This window comes from Campylobacter concisus (assembly GCF_002913225.1).
Taxonomy (GTDB): Bacteria; Campylobacterota; Campylobacteria; order Campylobacterales; family Campylobacteraceae; genus Campylobacter_A; species Campylobacter_A concisus_J.
The window spans coordinates 1-15,598 of the sequence record NZ_PPAW01000003.1 but is presented as its reverse complement, the minus strand read 5'-3'; the positions used below and the strand labels follow the sequence as shown (position 1 = coordinate 15,598).

Annotated in this window: 15 protein-coding genes; 8 read left to right on the top strand and 7 right to left on the bottom strand. The window is 41.0% G+C overall.

The window, feature by feature from the left end:
* Positions 1–2: 2 nt before the first annotated feature.
* Both CYP26_RS00320 and CYP26_RS00315 read right to left on the bottom strand, forming a co-directional pair.
* Positions 3–557, bottom strand: coding sequence for a DUF1523 family protein (locus CYP26_RS00320; RefSeq protein WP_103567656.1), 555 nt, complete (start codon positions 555–557; stop codon positions 3–5).
* A 71-nt stretch (positions 558–628) separates the two neighbouring features.
* The gene (locus CYP26_RS00315; RefSeq protein WP_103629942.1) at positions 629–2,860 is read right to left on the bottom strand and encodes a nitric-oxide reductase large subunit; all 2,232 of its coding nucleotides are present in this window, start codon (positions 2,858–2,860) and stop codon (positions 629–631) included.
* Between the two features lie 219 nt (positions 2,861–3,079).
* Between CYP26_RS00315 and CYP26_RS00310 the strand changes: the two genes are divergently transcribed.
* The 4 genes from CYP26_RS00310 (at position 3,080) to CYP26_RS00295 (ending at position 6,343) form a co-directional block, all read left to right on the top strand.
* Complete coding sequence (locus CYP26_RS00310; RefSeq protein WP_103629941.1) at positions 3,080–4,135, top strand: ABC transporter substrate-binding protein; 1,056 nt, start codon at positions 3,080–3,082, stop codon at positions 4,133–4,135.
* A 4-nt stretch (positions 4,136–4,139) separates the two neighbouring features.
* Positions 4,140–5,147, top strand: a complete 1,008-nt coding sequence (locus CYP26_RS00305; protein WP_103629940.1) for a FecCD family ABC transporter permease — start codon at positions 4,140–4,142, stop codon at positions 5,145–5,147.
* Positions 5,147–5,920, top strand: a complete 774-nt coding sequence (locus tag CYP26_RS00300) for an ABC transporter ATP-binding protein (protein ID WP_103629939.1) — start codon at positions 5,147–5,149, stop codon at positions 5,918–5,920. The genes CYP26_RS00305 and CYP26_RS00300 overlap by 1 nt, the downstream gene beginning before the upstream one ends.
* A gap of 111 nt (positions 5,921–6,031) precedes the next feature.
* Positions 6,032–6,343, top strand: coding sequence for a hypothetical protein (locus CYP26_RS00295; protein WP_103629938.1), 312 nt, complete (start codon positions 6,032–6,034; stop codon positions 6,341–6,343).
* Between the two features lie 326 nt (positions 6,344–6,669).
* Here the strand turns inward: CYP26_RS00295 and recG are convergent, their stop codons facing one another.
* Genes recG through CYP26_RS00280 form a run of 3 tightly spaced genes read right to left on the bottom strand, consistent with a single transcriptional unit; the run spans position 6,670 to position 10,756 of the window.
* Positions 6,670–8,490: an ATP-dependent DNA helicase RecG gene (gene recG, locus CYP26_RS00290; RefSeq protein ID WP_103629937.1), complete on the bottom strand. Its 1,821-nt coding sequence runs from the start codon at positions 8,488–8,490 to the stop codon at positions 6,670–6,672.
* Positions 8,480–9,709 (bottom strand): M16 family metallopeptidase, encoded by a 1,230-nt coding sequence (locus CYP26_RS00285; RefSeq protein ID WP_103629936.1) that lies wholly within the window; start codon positions 9,707–9,709, stop codon positions 8,480–8,482. Before CYP26_RS00285 ends, recG begins: the two co-directional genes overlap by 11 nt.
* Positions 9,710–10,756, bottom strand: a complete 1,047-nt coding sequence (locus CYP26_RS00280) for a dehypoxanthine futalosine cyclase (RefSeq protein ID WP_103629935.1) — start codon at positions 10,754–10,756, stop codon at positions 9,710–9,712.
* Positions 10,757–10,888: 132 nt separating this feature from the next.
* Here CYP26_RS00280 and CYP26_RS00275 point away from each other — a divergent pair, with 132 nt between their 5' ends.
* Positions 10,889–11,101, top strand: a complete 213-nt coding sequence (locus tag CYP26_RS00275) for a hypothetical protein (protein WP_103617023.1) — start codon at positions 10,889–10,891, stop codon at positions 11,099–11,101.
* A gap of 20 nt (positions 11,102–11,121) precedes the next feature.
* On the opposite strand, the gene CYP26_RS00270 is transcribed toward CYP26_RS00275, so the two are convergent.
* Both CYP26_RS00270 and CYP26_RS00265 read right to left on the bottom strand, forming a co-directional pair.
* Positions 11,122–11,514, bottom strand: coding sequence for an NfeD family protein (locus CYP26_RS00270; RefSeq protein WP_103629934.1), 393 nt, complete (start codon positions 11,512–11,514; stop codon positions 11,122–11,124).
* Entirely contained in the window at positions 11,511–12,425 is a 915-nt protein-coding gene (locus CYP26_RS00265; protein WP_021089647.1) for an SPFH domain-containing protein, read from the bottom strand. Before CYP26_RS00265 ends, CYP26_RS00270 begins: the two co-directional genes overlap by 4 nt.
* An 80-nt stretch (positions 12,426–12,505) precedes the next feature.
* Here CYP26_RS00265 and CYP26_RS00260 point away from each other — a divergent pair, with 80 nt between their 5' ends.
* The 3 genes from CYP26_RS00260 to CYP26_RS00250 are packed head-to-tail and all read left to right on the top strand — an operon-like array spanning position 12,506 to position 15,386.
* Entirely contained in the window at positions 12,506–12,934 is a 429-nt protein-coding gene (locus CYP26_RS00260; protein WP_103629933.1) for a copper resistance protein NlpE, read from the top strand.
* A gap of 48 nt (positions 12,935–12,982) precedes the next feature.
* Complete coding sequence (locus tag CYP26_RS00255; protein WP_103629932.1) at positions 12,983–14,188, top strand: copper resistance protein NlpE; 1,206 nt, start codon at positions 12,983–12,985, stop codon at positions 14,186–14,188.
* 1 nt (position 14,189) lies between these two features.
* Positions 14,190–15,386, top strand: a complete 1,197-nt coding sequence (locus tag CYP26_RS00250; RefSeq protein WP_103629931.1) for an MFS transporter — start codon at positions 14,190–14,192, stop codon at positions 15,384–15,386.
* The last annotated feature ends 212 nt before the right edge of the window (positions 15,387–15,598 follow it).

Below are 15,598 nucleotides of genomic sequence, written 5' to 3'. Positions count from 1 at the left end.
CATTAAAGAGCCTCTTTTTTTGTCTCTAAATTTTCAACTTTTGGCGCAAAAGCCTTATTTATCTTTCTTATCCAGATAACAAGCGAGATAAATAAGATAAAGTAAAGTACGTAGCTAGCGATAGGCCAGCTGGTGTTTGTGCCGCTATCTTTTATCGAGATCGCGTTTCTAAACTCGTTTAGCATAGAAATTCTATATCCATAGTATTTGATAGTGACGTTTTTATCGCTATTTGTAAAGCCTTGAGCCTTGGCTTGGATGTCGGCTGAGTTAAATTTAAAATAAAATGGAAAGCCCCACGCCGTATCTTCGTTTCTATATGCCATAACTTTTTCAGCGTTTTTCGCATCTTTTGTGTAGATAAAATAGACATCTCTTACAGGCCCATCGGCTGGGTTTTTAGCGTCTATTATACCATCTTTATCCATGCGTTTTACGTCGCCGCCAGTTATCTGCACGCTTGCGTAGTGCGGAAATGAAAAATCAACCAAAAACGCCAAAAATAGGTGCAAAAGCACGACAAATGTAACGCAAATTCTCTTTAAAAATGTCATCATTTCTATCCTTTAAATTTGCACTATTTTATGAAAAGATAGCTTAAATAAAGGGGCAAAGCGCCCCCATAAATTTAAGCCTTTTTATTAAGCATAAATTTTAAAAGCTGAGCAAAGAAGCAGATGCCGCCGATTATTAAAATCGTATCGCCAAGCATCCTTAACCATCTTAAATTTTGCAAGTGTGACTGTTGTAAAAGCTCAGCACTTCTTGCATACCACATGCCCTGCTCCAAGCTTGCAAATGCTTGATAAATTCCTATTGGAAGTAGTGAAAGCACGATCATTAGCATAAGTCCTACATTTAGTCCCCAAAAGCCAACTTTCATCAGATTTTCATCAAATTCTTGCCCTTTAAATAAATAAGTAGCCACAAGCCAAACAAAGCCAAGTGCCAAAAATCCATAAACACCAAATAGTGCCGTGTGTGCGTGAACTGGCGTTGTATTTAGTCCTTGGATGTAAAATAGTGAAATCGGAGGATTTATCAAAAATCCAAAGACGCCAGCGCCTAGCATATTCCAAAAGGCAACTGCGATAAAGCAGTAAAGTGGCCACTTAAGCGTTTTAGCCCAGCTTTGAGCAAACTGGAGTTTGTAGTGTTCATACGCCTCAGCTCCAAGTAAGACCAAAGGCACGACCTCAAGCGCTGAAAAGCTTGCACCAATAGCCATTATAGGCGTTGTAGTGCCTGCAAAGTAGAGGTGATGGAAGGTGCCTGGGATCCCACCTATCATAAAGAGTGACGCACTTGCAAGCGTTGAAAATGTCGCAAATCTTTTTGAGACAAGACCCAAAGAAACAAAGACAAAGGCAAGTGATGCTGTCGCAAATACCTCAAAAAAGCCCTCAACCCAAAGGTGTACAACCCACCAGCGCCAATACTCCATCACTGGAAGCGGGCTTCTTTGACCATAAAATAGCCCTGCTCCGTAAAATAAGCCAACCGCAACCGCTGACATAGCAAAGATAGTTAGTAAATTTTTATCGCCTTTGTTTTTAAACCCACCTGCAAATCCACGAAGAAGCAGAAGCATCCAGATGACAAGACCGACAAACAAAATGATCTGCCAAACTCGTCCAAGATCGATATATTCATATCCTTGATGTCCAAGCCAGAAGCTTAAATTTATAGGCATGATGTTTGCGATAGCTAAATATTCACCCACAAAACTGCCAACTACAAGGAAAAGTAGCGCGTAAAAGAGCAGATCAACGCCAAGCTTTTGAAACTTTGGATCCTTGCCGCCATTTATGATAGGAGCTAAAAATAGTCCAGCTGCTAAAAATCCGGTCGCTATCCAGAAGATACTAGCTTGTATATGCCACGTTCTAGCAAGCGAATAAGGAATGTAGGCTGATAAATTTATGCCATAAAATTCTTGTCCTTCGACTGTGTAGTGAGCTGTAAAGCCGCCTATTAAAATTTGAAATACAAATAGCGCTAGCGTGACAAATAGATACTTTTTAAGCGCCTTTTGTGACGGAGTTAAATTTAGCTTTTTAAGTGGATCTTCGCTGATAGGCTCAAGCTTTTCATCGTCTTTTTTGCCATAAAATGAGCTAAACCAAACAAGGAAGCCAACGCCAGCTAGAAGTATCACGACGCTTGCAATCGACCAAAAGACATTCTCACTTGTTGGCACGTTATCGATTAGTGGTTCGTGCGGCCAGTTGTTTGTATAGGTTGCCTCGCTACCAGGTCTGTTTGTCGCTGTTGCCCAGGCTGACCAGAAGAAGAAGTTATTTAGATCAGCTCTGTCGCTAGCATTTGGAAGCGTATTTTCTTTCATCGCATAAGCTTCTCTTAAAGGCTTAAATTTAGGGTCATTACCAAAAAGCGCAGCATACTCGCTAGCTACTTGACTTATTGCCTTTAGCCTATCAGCGCTTAGCACAAATTTATCGTCCTTTACGCTATTTTCTCTATACTCTTTTTTGAGCAAAACCTTTAAATTTGCTTTTTGCTCGTCATTTAGATCAGCGTATTTTATATGATAAATTTCATCAGCTTTGATCTCTAAAAAGGCAACTAGCTCTTTGTGAAGCCAGTCCGCACTCCAATCAGGCGCTTGATATGCCCCGTGTCCCCAAACAGAGCCAACCTGCATACCGCCTATGCTTTGCCAAGCCTCTTGACCTTTATAGATACTCTCTTTGTCGATTACGACCTTGCCATTTTCGTCAGTAAAATTTACAACTGGAGGCGAATTTCTATAAACCTCAACGCCATAGTAGCCTAAAATACTAAAGCAAACTACCATCACAGCAACAAGTGCGAGCCAGTATCTTTTGTATTCACGCATTGATTCTCCTTTTTTAAAATTTAGGAGAAAGTTTATCTCATTTCAAAATAGTGACTAATGACATATATCAATAAAAGGAGAATATTTATCCTATTAGTTTTATAGAAATTTACAAAAATATGCAAATTTTTCACAATGTATATGCAAATTTTACATAATATTAATGTAAATAGCGGTAACATATCAATCAAACTATTTCACACGAAAAAAGGAAAAAATATGCAAATGAATTTCATGCACAAAGTGGCTAAAATAGGTCTTGTTGCTTCACTTTTTGCGGCTCTTAGTCTAAGCGCTGCTGACTCTGCAAGAAGCATAACCGATATGCAAGGCGTAAAAGTAAGCGTCCCAGAAAAAGTTGAGAAGATCGCAGCACTGTGGAATGCAAACAACGAGATCATCCTAGCACTTGGCGGTATGGATAAGGTTGTAGCCACAACTGATCTGATCAAAACCAACAAGTGGTTTGAGCACATCTATCCAAAACTTAAAAATTTACCAGCTGCACTAAACGGCAAAGACCTTCAGATCGAAGAGCTAGTTAAGCTTGCCCCTGATGTTATCATAGTTTCTAACAAAAACTACCAAGACGAGCTTATCAAAAACGGCTTTAGCGCGGTAAATTTGATCTTTAGAGACTACCCAGATATGGAAAAAAGCATCTACGCAACAGCTGAAGTTATAGGCACTGATGACGCTAGAAAAAAAGCTGAAAAACTTGCTAGTAAAATCCACGATAACTCTGAGTTTGTAACAGCAAGAACAAAAAGCATCCCTGATGCTAAACGTCCAAAAATACTTCACCTTCTTGGTGGTGCAAATTTGCTAAAAGTTGATGGTACAAACACCATCCAAAACACTTGGATAAAGCTAGGTGGCGGTGTAAATGCTATCAATACTGAGGGTTCAATGATCGAAGTTAGCGCTGAAGAGATCATCAATGCAAACCCTGATATCATCATCGTTGGCGGCAATGACACAGACGCACAGATCAAAAAGATAAAAGAGCACCCTGCATTCTCTGGCTCAAACGCTGTTAAAAAAGGCAAAATTTACGGCAACCCAAAAGGTGTATTTAGCTGGGATAGATATGGTGCTGAAAACGTACTTCAAATTTTATGGGCAGCAAAAACTATCCAACCAGATCTATTTAAAGATGTCGATATGAAAGTAAAAACAAAAGAGTTTTATAAAGAGTTCTTAGGTCACGAGCTTACCGACACAGAGTATGGCTATATCTTAAAAGGCCTAAATCCAGACGGTAGCAGCAAGTAAGATTATGAAAAACGCAAATTTTTCAATAGTTGTTATCTTTTTAGCTCTACTAACGCTTGTTTGCGCCTTTGTCGCACTTGGCGTTGGTAGATTTTACATACCATTTAACGACGTCTTTAGCGTGCTAGCTCACAGCTTTGGCTACGGCGAGGGTGCAGCTAGCAACATCACAAACGTGATAGAAAATTTACGCATCCCGCGTATCATCGCAGCCATCCTTGTTGGAGCTGCTCTTAGCGTGAGTGGTGCAGCCTATCAAGGCGTCTTTAAAAACCAGCTAGTAAGCCCTGATCTTCTAGGCGTCTCGGCTGGTGCTTGCGTGGGAGCTGCAACTGCCATTATCTTTGATCTATCGCTATTTTGGGTGCAGGCTTTTGCATTTGGCTTTGGCCTAGCAGCCGTTGCTATCACTCTAGCCATACCTAAGATGATGGGGCGCGCGAGCACGCTTATGCTGGTTCTTTCTGGTATCATCGTAAGTGGCCTCATGGGCTCAATAATCGGCTTTTTAAAATATGTCGCAGACCCTGAGACAAAGCTACCTGACATCGTTTATTGGCAGCTTGGTAGCCTTGCTAAGCTTGATAGCGATAACTTAATATACGTAGCTCCAGTGATGATCATCTGCGCCATTTTGCTAATAGCCATGAGCTGGCGTATAAATTTGCTCTCTCTTGGCGACGAGAGTGCGGCAAGACTGGGCGTAAATGTGGCTTTTGAGCGCGCTGTCATCATCATCTGCGCTACGCTTCTTACAGCGTGCAGTGTCTGCATAAGCGGTATAGTCGCTTGGGTGGGGCTTCTCATGCCTCACTTAGCGCGCATGCTAGTTGGCGCAAATAACATAAAAAGCATGCCTGCAAGCATATTTATGGGTGCGATATTTTTGCTTTTTGTTGATACTTTAGCGCGCAGCATAAGCGTGAGCGAAGTGCCTCTTGGCGTACTTACTGGCTTTATCGGCACGGTATTTTTCGTCTGGGTCTTGTGGCGAAATAAAAAGGTTGCGTGATGCTTGAAGTTAGAAATTTAAACTTTAGCTACCCAAATGGGGCTGGCAAACTAGAAAATGTAAATTTAAAGATAGGCGCTGGGGAAATTTTAACCATACTTGGTCGAAACGGAGCTGGCAAATCAACTACTTTAGGCTTAATAAGCGGCTCACTAAAGCCAGTTTCTGGAGAAATTTTCCTTGATGGCAAAAACGTAGATAGCCTAAGCAACAAAGAGCGCGCTAAGATCATGGCGTACGTGGCGCAAAGCGAGGTTACTGAGTACGACTACACAGGGCTTGAGTTTATCACGATGGGCCGTGCGGCGCACCTTGGTATCTTTGCAAGACCTAGCCAAGAGGACGAAGAGATCGCTAGAATTTACACCAAAAAGCTTGAGATCGAGTATCTCGAAGAGCGCTTCATCACGCAGATGAGTGGCGGTCAAAAGCAGATGTGTATGATCGCTCGTGCGATGGCTGCGCAGCCAAAGATGATCATATTTGACGAGCCAACGAGCGCGCTTGATTTTGGCAACCAGTATAAATTCCTACGCACCGTAAAATGGCTAAAAGAGCTTGGCTACTCGGTCGTGCTAACTACTCACAACCCTGACTTTGCCGTGCTTCTTGGCGGATATGTCGCTCTTGTAAAAGGTGATGGCGAGGTTGGATTTGGCACGGTTGATGAGATAATTAGAAGTGAGAATTTAAGCCAGCTTTACGGACTAAATTTAAACGTAAGCTACATCGACGAAGTAAAAAGAAACTGCTGCCTCACCTATCCACTCTAAATTTATCTGCTCTTAAATTTTTAAGGGCAGATAGTCGTTTTATCTAAAAATTTCTACTTAAATTTACTAACCATAAATGCTAAAATGCAAAATAAATTTAAAGGAAAAACAATGGCTTACCCACTATTAGGCACAAAGATCGTGATCGATGAAGAAAAGGTTTTAAGAGAGAAAAAGTATAAGCTAGACGTGATCTATGAGTATTTAGACAAACTTGCTAAGCAGTGCGACTTGATCAAGATTGACAAAAATACTTTTCACGCAAAAGGTAATGAAAATGACTTGGCAAATTTGGGTCTGTTTGTTTATAAACACGCCATTAAAAACGAGTGGATAACTAAAAATGTCAAAGAGTGGGTTTGGATTAGTCAAAAAGAGGGCAACAGCGATATAATTGGTGATGATATGGGAGTTTGGAAGTGAGCGATAAAAAGGATAAATTTATCCCGCCATATCAAATTTCATATAAATTTTAAAAAGAGCCTGCGAAAGATTAAATTTTGCTAGGCAAGATAAATTTAGATATGGTAGCTCTAGACCGATTTGTTAGCAACCTTTTTATTAATAGCAATATTGGAAAAAACAAGATCGATCGCGATAAAGCTAAATTAACCACGTAATAGTTGCCATTTTCTATCAAATTTAAAACTAGCCATGAAAGTTTGCGCCCTCATCTTAAATTTGACGCAAATTTATATCCTCCTAGCCAAAAGCAATCATCTACCATAAATTTAATACAACCCATAAGATCAAATTTGAGCGTTATTTTTAAGCTCAGCCACTCTAGCCTTTGCAGCCTGCGTGATATCATCCTCGTAGTCATAGAAGTTAAATGTCGCTCCGTGCTGAAAAAAACCATTTAGTATATCGCCGCTTTGGCGGTTTTTCAGATCAAGCTCGGCCACCTTAAAGCCGTCATTTGTCGCGCAAAACTCCTTTAGCCTAGCAGGCGCCTCTTTTAGCTTGGTAAATAAAAAGCAGTATCCATCGCCGCCGTTTCGCCCCACCCTGCCTCGCAGCTGATGAAGCGTGGCAAGCCCCAGCCTCTCAGCACCCACGATCACTATTGTATTTAGTCTTGGTAGCGAGATACCCACCTCAACAACCGTAGTTGAGAGCAAAATTTCGCCCTCTTCTCTAAACCTCCTTAAAATTTCCTCTTTCTCTTTGTCCTTGCCATGCGTGACGAAGACATTTTTGAAATTCTTTAGCCAAAAGCCCTGCGCCTCGCTTAGACTTTGGTAGTTTGAGCTCTCACTACTCTCAACTAGCGGGTAGATGATGGCTACTTGAAAGCCGCCCGCAAGCTGCTTTTTGATGTGAGCGAGCAAAAAGCCAAACTCGCTAGCGCCTAAAATTTGGCTCATTATATTTTTCTTAAACGGCATCTGCTTTAAAAAACTAAAATTTACGATCTCGGACTGAATAAGACTAAGCGTCCTTGGTATGGGCGTAGCTGAAAACTGCACGAAATTTGCTCGCTCGTCCTCGCTTGAGGCAAGCTCTTCTATCTTTTTGCGTTGATTTGAGCCAAAGCGGTGCTGCTCATCGACCATGACAAGCGGCGAGTTTGGCAGCTCGTGAAAGAGCAGCGCATGCGTGCCAACGATCAAATTTGCCCCGCTAAAGTCTATCTTTTTCTCCCCACTTCGCACCAACATCACATTCATAAAAGGCGGCAAAAGCCTCTTTGCTTCGCTATAAATTTGCTCGCTTAAGATGCTTGTTGGCGCCATCAAAATGGCACTTTGCGGATAGACGCTAAGAGCAGCCGCTAGGATAACAAGTGTCTTGCCGCTTCCCACGTCACCCATTATTACGCGCCTTTTTGCCTGCGTGGCAGCAAGGTCGTCTCTGATGTCATTTACCGCGTTTAGCTGGTCGTTTGTCGGCGTAAATGGCAGGCTCTTAAGCCAAGAGTCTATATCAAAAAGCTTGATTTTAGGGCTTTTAAAGTAGGTTTTTTTCGCACTTAGCTTTTTTATGTAGTTAAAAATTTCTACAAATTTTAAAATTTCTAAGCCTTCATTATCATTTTTTAGGCGGTATAAAATTTGCACGCTTTGCTCATCTAGCCGCTGCAAATCAGCTAGAAATTTAGCTTCTTTTTCATTTAAGCCCTCGGACATTAAATTTTGTAAATTTAGATATTTTAAGATGAGTTTTTTTAGCTCTTCGTCTTTTAGCTCGGTCTTAAATTTAGGCACGATCTGGCCTATTTTTGTGGTGATTTTTGGATTTACTATCTGCCACGAGCCAAAGGCGTAGGAGCAAAGCCCATATATCGCCATCTCTTTGCCGACCTTAAAAGCGCCGTAATGCCAAGACTTTGCGTTAAAAATGACGATCTTTACGCTACTTTGCCACTGCTCGCAAAAGGCAAGTGCTGTCAGCATGCCAGGACGCGAGGCGAGCGAAGTGATCTTTACATTTATGCAGACCTGCCCTTCTCTTGGGCTCTTAGCGATAGTCGTATCCTCAAAGCCCTTTGGCAGCACAAGAGCAAGGTCAAGTAGGCTAAGCACGCCTATTTTCAGAAGTTTTGCTCTGTCGCTTGCTTCAAATTTCATTTTTTAAAACGCAAAAACTTAGCTCGTTTATCTCTGTGTGGGATTTTATGAAGCTATTTAGCTCGTTTAGCGAAAGGCTTGAAATTTTATCAAGGTCCTTTAAAAATGCCCCAAGCTCGCCATGCTCATAAAACTCGCCTTGCGCGATGTCAAGGCGCTTAAATAGCGTCTCAAGTCTAAGCGGCAACGAACCAAGTAAAAATTTCTTCGCCTGCTCAAGCTCCGCCTTGCTAACGCCTTTTTTACTAAATTTTAAAATTTCATCTTTTATAACGGCGATGGCCTCGTCTTTTTTCTCATTTTTTGTCTGCATGTAGCCGTAAAGCTGGCTGTAAGAGAGATTTAGCAAATTTCTAGCGTAGGCGCTGTACGCAAGGCCTCTTTTCACGCGGATTTCCTCCATGAGCCTCGAGCCAAAGCCACCCTCACCTAAAATAAATGTCGCCACTGCAGCCTTGTATTTCTCTTCAGGTTTTACATTAAACGGCGCACCAAAGTAGATGTATGCCTGCTCGCTTTGTCTGATGATCTCGCTGCTTTCGCACTTGTTGCTTGGGCTAAAGCGCTCTAGTTTTCGCACCTTGCCAGGTTTTAAAATTTCTAAAACGCCAGCTAGCTCTTTTGTCTGCTTCTCGTCTATGTCGCCACCAAGCACGCAGAGCAAATTTGAAAGGTCTAAATGCTCGTTTAAAAATTTCCTCACATCTTCAAGCGTGATCGCTTTTACGCTCTTTTTAGTACCGATACTTGGCTGTGAAAGGACGCTTTTTGGGTATAAAAGCTCAAAAAGACCTTGCCTTGCCACGTAGTCAAAGTCGTTTTCATTTGCTGCGATCTCGCCAAGAGTGACGGTTTTGCACCTATTTAGTATCTCATCTGTTAAATTTGGAGCGAGTAGTAGCTCTTTTAGCTTGCCACACGCAAAGGCAAAGTGCTCTTTTAGACAGTTTAGGTCTATGCAAAATGTCTCAAAGCCGCAGCTTGCGTTTAGACTGATCGCCCGCACTTCAAGCTCTTTGGCAAATTTAGCCGAGCCTAGCTTCATATCGCCTTCGTTTAGCAAATTTGCACTTAGTCTTGCAAGGCCTGCTAGTTTGCCATTTTGCGAGCTACCAGCTGCTTTGAAAACTAGTTTTAGGCTCACTACTGGCATCGCTTTTGAGCTTTCAAAAACGACTGGGATTTTTACATTTTTTACATTGATATCTAAAATTTTCATCTAAAATTTCTCCAAAATATCATAGTTTGTGTTGCGCTTAGCTGGAATTTCTCCGACATCTTTTATAAGCTCGATCATCTGATCTTGATTCATCCTAAAGCTAGCCCCTGCGGCCTTTACGACGTTTTCTTCCATCATCGTGCTACCAAGGTCGTTTGCGCCAAAAAGAAGTGCTAGCTGGCCTACGTAGCTGCCCTGCGTGACCCAGCTGCTTTGGATATTTTTAAAGTTATCTAAAAAGAGCCTTGAAACCGCAAGTAGCCTTAGATAGACGTTTGAGCTTTGCTTTTTTATCTCTGGGAATTCTTGCATGAGCTTTGTATTTAGCCCTTGAAAGCTCCAAAGTATAAATGCTCTAAATCCAGCCGTTTCATCTTGTAAATTTCTGATGTGCTCCCAGTGCTCCACGATCTCGCGGGTGCTCTCAACCGTGCCAAACATCATCGTAGCAGTCGTCTTCATGCCAAGCTCGTGCGCCTCTTTGTGTATGCGAAGCCAGTCTGCGGTGTCGCACTTTTTAGGGGCGATGATGTCACGCACTCTGTCACTTAATATCTCCGCTCCAGCCCCTGGCATCGAGTATAAGCCCTTTTGGTTTAGGCGTCTTAAAACCTCTTTTGTAGAAATTTTTGAAACTCTTGCGATATAGTCGATCTCAACGGCTGAGAAGCCATGTATCGTGATGCTTGGATAGTGCTTGCTGATGTAGCCCACAAGCTCCTCGTACCACTCGATCTTTAGCTTTGGATGAACGCCACCTTGAAATAAAATTTGAGTGCCGCCGATGGCTATTAGCTCCTCGATCTTCTTGCCGATCTCCTCAAAGCTTAGCACATAAGCGTCTTCTTCTTTTGCGTGGCGGTAAAATGCGCAAAATTTACAATCCACCCAGCAGACATTCGTATAGTTTATGTTGCGATCTACGATGAAGGTTGTGATGCCCTCTGGATGAAGCTCTTTTTTTCTAGCTAGCGCCATCTTGCCAAGCTCGTAAAGCGGTGCATTTTCTATAAGATCGATGGCTTCATTTACACTAAGTCTTTTCAAATTTAACCTTTTATTTTGCTTATTTTTGGGCGAAAGTTTAGCCAAAAATGCTTTTAAATATGATAAATCAGGCGTTATGAAAAATTAATTTTTAAAGGCTAAAATGTGAGAAATTCTTTAAAGGAGAGAGTTATGAAAAAAGTGATATTTGCCGTTATCTGCGGATTATTTTTGGTTGGTTGTGCTAAAAATGAGCCAAAACCAGCTGAGCCACAAGGTGCAAGTTGCGGATGTGCTCATCATCAAAAAATGATGCAAGAAAATATGCCAAGCTGCCCTCATCACGGCATGCAAGGGGCGATGCATGGGCAAATGCCAGCAGGCTGCCCAGCCCACGCAAAATAGATAAAGTGCCAAATGGCACTTTATTTTAATATAACTTTGTCGCCTTTAGTGCCTAAAACCTGCACTTTTTCGCCATTTTTTAGCGCTCCGTCATACTTCCAAAGAGTGCCTTTAAAATAGACCATATTTTCCCTGATCTCGCCAACGCCAGCTTCGTCTAGAAATTCCTCATTAAAGCTCTCTTTTTTAGCCATAAATTTGCTCTTTAACGGCGCTTTTAAGAGCACAAGCAAGATAAAGGCAAGCACTAGGACAGCTAAAATTTGAAAGCTCCACTCAAAATTAAAGCCAAAATTTACAGCCCCAACGATGATAAAAGCGACGCCAAAAAAGAGCAGATAAAATGAAAATAGCATAAATTCAAGGGCGCATAAAACTGCGCCTATGGCTATCATTATAAAAGGACTTATCACGCCTTATCCTTAGCTAAGAAATTTTTTAAAACGCTAAGCGAGCCGATGAGTTCAGCCGCCTCATAAGGGACTAAAATTTTATCTTTTGAGCTATTTTTAGCTAGCTCGCTAAATGCCCCGACCCTGTCACGCGCAAGCAAAAATTCAGCCGCATTTGCGTTTTTGCTCATGCTGTCATTTATCATATCCATAGCCTCTTTTTGAGCCGTTGCGATGGCGATTTGCTCGTATTTTTTCGCATCAGCCATACGCTCTATAGCCTCTGCTTGAAGCACTTTTTCTTGTTTTAGTGCCTCTGCGTTGCGGATGAGTGCCTCTTTTTCAGCCAAGGCTTTTAGCTCGATCGCACGTTTTTCGCGCTCAGCTTTCATCTGCATATTCATCGCCTCTTCGATGCCAAGTGGGACAGAAATTTCAGAAATTTCAACCCTCATGATCTTTACGCCCCAGTTGCCAGCTGCATCGCCAAGAGCCACTTGAAGTGCGGCATTTAGGCGGTCACGTGAGCTTAGTGTATCATCAAGGTTCATCGCGCCTATCTCGCCACGAAGCGTTGTCATGGCTAAATTTGCAATGGCGCGCTTGTAGTTATCTACGTTATAAACCGCCATTTTTGCGTCAAATACCTTTAAAAAAACGATGCCATCAACGCTAATATTAACATTATCTTTTGTGATGACTTGCTGTTTTGTGATATCAACAAGTTGCTCTTTTATAGTTATGATCGCTCTTATCTGATCGACAAATGGGATGATGATATGAAATCCCCCGTCAAGCACCTTGTGAAATTTACCAAGTCGCTCGATCAGCAAGTTATCTGCTTGCGAAACGATCTTGATACCAGCTTTTAAAAACAAAAATGCAAAAATAACCAAAACAACGACTAAAACGCCAAATGTCTCAACTTGCATCTTCTCTCCTTTAATTTATAATTTGTTATTTTCTTAAGTATTATAATACATTTTAAATTTTATTTTCAAAAAGGATCAGCATGAAAAATTTTATCTTTGCACTAAGTGCGGCTCTACTTTTAGCAGGTTGCGCTACGTCAAACCAAAGCGCAAGCGTCCCACAAGGCAAATGTGAAGTAAAAGGTAGCTGCATGGCTCCAGTAAGCAGCATCGAGGGCACTTACAAGGCGTTTTTACCTTGCGCTAGCTGCATGGGCATAGACTCAACCCTTACGCTTAAAAAAGACGGCACATTTGAAAGTGTGATGAACTACAAGTCAAAAGACAACTACAAAGCCGTTAGCAAGGGCAAATACTCAGTTAAAAATGGCGTTATCACAACGGTTGATGAGTATAAAGAGAAGAGCTTTTATAAGATCGAGGGTGAAAATCTAAAGATGCTTGACATGGATCAAAAAGAGGTCACTGGCGAGCTAAAAGACAAATACATCTTCAAACGCGTAAAATAAATTTTAAAGGCAAAATGATATAATTTTGCAATTTTTAAGGAGTTGCAAATGAAATATCTTTTTGCCATACTTATCTCATTTTTCATCATCGGCTGCGCGAAAAATGAAAATTTAAAGCCACAAAATCAAGAACAAACACAAAAACCAAAAGAAGAAAAACCTCTTCTTAGAGATGAAAAACCCAAAAAACTAGAAAAGCTAATACTTTCAAACTCTATCTACACGAGCTACTACACGACCTTGCCATGCTCAAACTGCGAGGGCGTGAAGACTATCTTAACTCTAAATAAAGACAAAACCTACACAAAAACTATGCTTACGATGGATAAGGCTGCTACTTTGGTAGAAAAAGGTGGTACATTTGATGTCGATGAGAGCGCTATCGTGCTAAAAGATGAAAGTGGCGCACTTAGCTACTTTGTGCCAAACAAAAACTCACTTCTTCAGCTTGATGATAAGAAAAACAAGCGAGTTGGCGTGCTAGCTCAAATTTATAATTACGAGCCAGTAAATAAGGCATATAAAGATAGTTTTTTTGCTAGATTTTCTAAATTTAAAGATAAAAATGGCTTTTTAGAGCTTGTGCTTGTGCCTAGCAAAAATGGCGCAAAGATAAGCTTTTACTCATCGCTAAAAGATGGCTCACCACTTTGTAAATTTAGCTCAGAGCTGCTTTATGACAAGGGCATTTTTTACCTTTTGGATGAAAAAGGCGTGGCTCTAAGCGTGCATAAAACTGCTAACGACATCTTCATAATCGCAAACGATAAAATTTGCAAAAATGCTCACATAAGCGGACATTACAAAAGAGAAAAAGGCAGATCCAGCCTCTTTGGCAAGGGCTTTTTTGCGAAACTTACAAACGAGTCAGCAAACGCTGATGTGATGAAATTTTATGGTGCAAAAAACATAAAAAGAGACAATACTAAAAAAGAAAATAGCTACATCGTCACAAGCAAAAACGAGAGAATTTTTGAGTACACCTTGCTAAATGGCATCATCACAAGCATTGAAATTTACTCAAATGAGTTTAAAACTCCAGAAAACATTAGCCTAAAATCAAATTTCAAAGATATAAAAAACGCTCTTGTTATCTCTAAATTTAATAGCGACGCAAACAATATCTATCTAAAAATAGATAGCCACGACATGCTAATAAAGCTTAAAAATCCGCTCGCACAAGAGATAACAAGCTTAAGCCAGATCCCAGATGAGGCGCAAATAGAGCAGATAACTCTGATGTGGAACCAGTAGCTTGAAAGAGTATCTTAAGCTTTTAAAGGATGAGAGAAATTTCCGCCTTTTAAGCACCATCCAGCTCATGTGCTACTTTGGTGTGTGGTTCTCGCACACTGGCATCTTTACACTACTTATCTCGCTTGATGCTCCTGTGTGGGCGCTTACACTAAGTGCGGCGATGGCATTTATCCCAGGCGTCGTCATCGCTCCGTTTAGTGGCATTTTGGTTGATAAATTTAGCCCAAAACCTATGCTTGTGATCATGATGGCGGTTGAGACCATAAGCGTTTTTATGCTACTTTTTATAAATTCGCTTGATTTTTTATGGCTGCTTTTGCTTATCATTTTTGTTAGAAACGGCGTTGGCGGGATGTATTTTCAAGTAGAGATGAGCGTGCTACCAAAAATTTTAAGCAAAGAGAGCTTGAAGCTCGCAAACGAGATCCACTCTATCATCTGGGCGGTCTCATACACCGCTGGCATGGGGCTTGCTGGCGTTTATATACACTTTTTTGGCATCAAAAGCGCCTTTTTGCTTGACGGAGCTCTTTATCTTTGCAGTTTTGGCTTTTTATATCTTTTAAAGCTAGATGAGCTAAAGCCAGAATTTATAGAAAAACCTCTAAAAATGCTAAAAAACGGGCTTAAATACCTAAAAGAAAATAGGCTCATAGTCCATCTTATATTTTTGCACGCCTTTGTTGGTATCACAGCTTATGACGCGTTGATCGCGCTTTTGGCTGACTATAGATACGCAAATTTACTCTCAACTTCACTAGTTATTGGCCTGCTAAACGCCTCAAGATCGATCTCACTTATGTTTGCACCGGCCATGCTTAGTAAATTTATGAACAAAAAAACGCTCATCTACATCTATATCGGTCAAGGAGCTGGCATCATCATCTGGGCGCTATCTTTGCAGAATTTTTATCTTTCACTTATTGGCATCATCTTTGCTGGTTTTTGCACCTCAAGCCTTTGGAGCTACACCTACACACTGCTTCAGCAAAACTGCCAAAAAGAGTTTTACGGCAGAGTGATCGCGTATAATGATATGGTTTTTCTTGGATTTAGCGCACTTATCTCATTTGCGATCGGCTTTTTATACGAGCTTGGACTAAGCGTGGAGATGATCGCAGCCTTTATGGGAAGCCTCTTTTTCGTTGGAGCCTTTTACTACCACGTAGTTTCAAAAAGGTATGAGATAAGGTAATAATATTTATTTTTAATTAAAATTTTCAAAAACATTAAATTTCTTAAAAACTAATATTCAATTATTTTATAATTGACCGATATAAAATCCAAATCATTATGTAAAGGAATTCGTGTGAAGTCAATCACCAATAAAATAGCACTAATGCTAATAGTTGCTCTATGTCTCTCGTTTGTGGCTATGTCAGCCGCTAGTTACTACACTGCCCAGAG

Excerpts from the sequence above, each read along its gene's own strand:
- CYP26_RS00320 (WP_103567656.1), bottom strand. The coding sequence starts at position 557 with ATGATGACATTTTTAAAGAGAATTTGCGTTACATTTGTCGTGCTTTTG.
- CYP26_RS00315 (WP_103629942.1), bottom strand. The coding sequence starts at position 2,860 with ATGCGTGAATACAAAAGATACTGGCTCGCACTTGTTGCTGTGATGGTA.
- CYP26_RS00310 (WP_103629941.1), top strand. The coding sequence starts at position 3,080 with ATGCAAATGAATTTCATGCACAAAGTGGCTAAAATAGGTCTTGTTGCT.
- CYP26_RS00305 (WP_103629940.1), top strand. The coding sequence starts at position 4,140 with ATGAAAAACGCAAATTTTTCAATAGTTGTTATCTTTTTAGCTCTACTA.
- CYP26_RS00300 (WP_103629939.1), top strand. The coding sequence starts at position 5,147 with ATGCTTGAAGTTAGAAATTTAAACTTTAGCTACCCAAATGGGGCTGGC.
- CYP26_RS00295 (WP_103629938.1), top strand. The coding sequence starts at position 6,032 with ATGGCTTACCCACTATTAGGCACAAAGATCGTGATCGATGAAGAAAAG.
- recG (WP_103629937.1), bottom strand. The coding sequence starts at position 8,490 with ATGAAATTTGAAGCAAGCGACAGAGCAAAACTTCTGAAAATAGGCGTG.
- CYP26_RS00285 (WP_103629936.1), bottom strand. The coding sequence starts at position 9,709 with ATGAAAATTTTAGATATCAATGTAAAAAATGTAAAAATCCCAGTCGTT.
- CYP26_RS00275 (WP_103617023.1), top strand. The coding sequence starts at position 10,889 with ATGAAAAAAGTGATATTTGCCGTTATCTGCGGATTATTTTTGGTTGGT.
- CYP26_RS00265 (WP_021089647.1), bottom strand. The coding sequence starts at position 12,425 with ATGCAAGTTGAGACATTTGGCGTTTTAGTCGTTGTTTTGGTTATTTTT.
- CYP26_RS00260 (WP_103629933.1), top strand. The coding sequence starts at position 12,506 with ATGAAAAATTTTATCTTTGCACTAAGTGCGGCTCTACTTTTAGCAGGT.
- CYP26_RS00255 (WP_103629932.1), top strand. The coding sequence starts at position 12,983 with ATGAAATATCTTTTTGCCATACTTATCTCATTTTTCATCATCGGCTGC.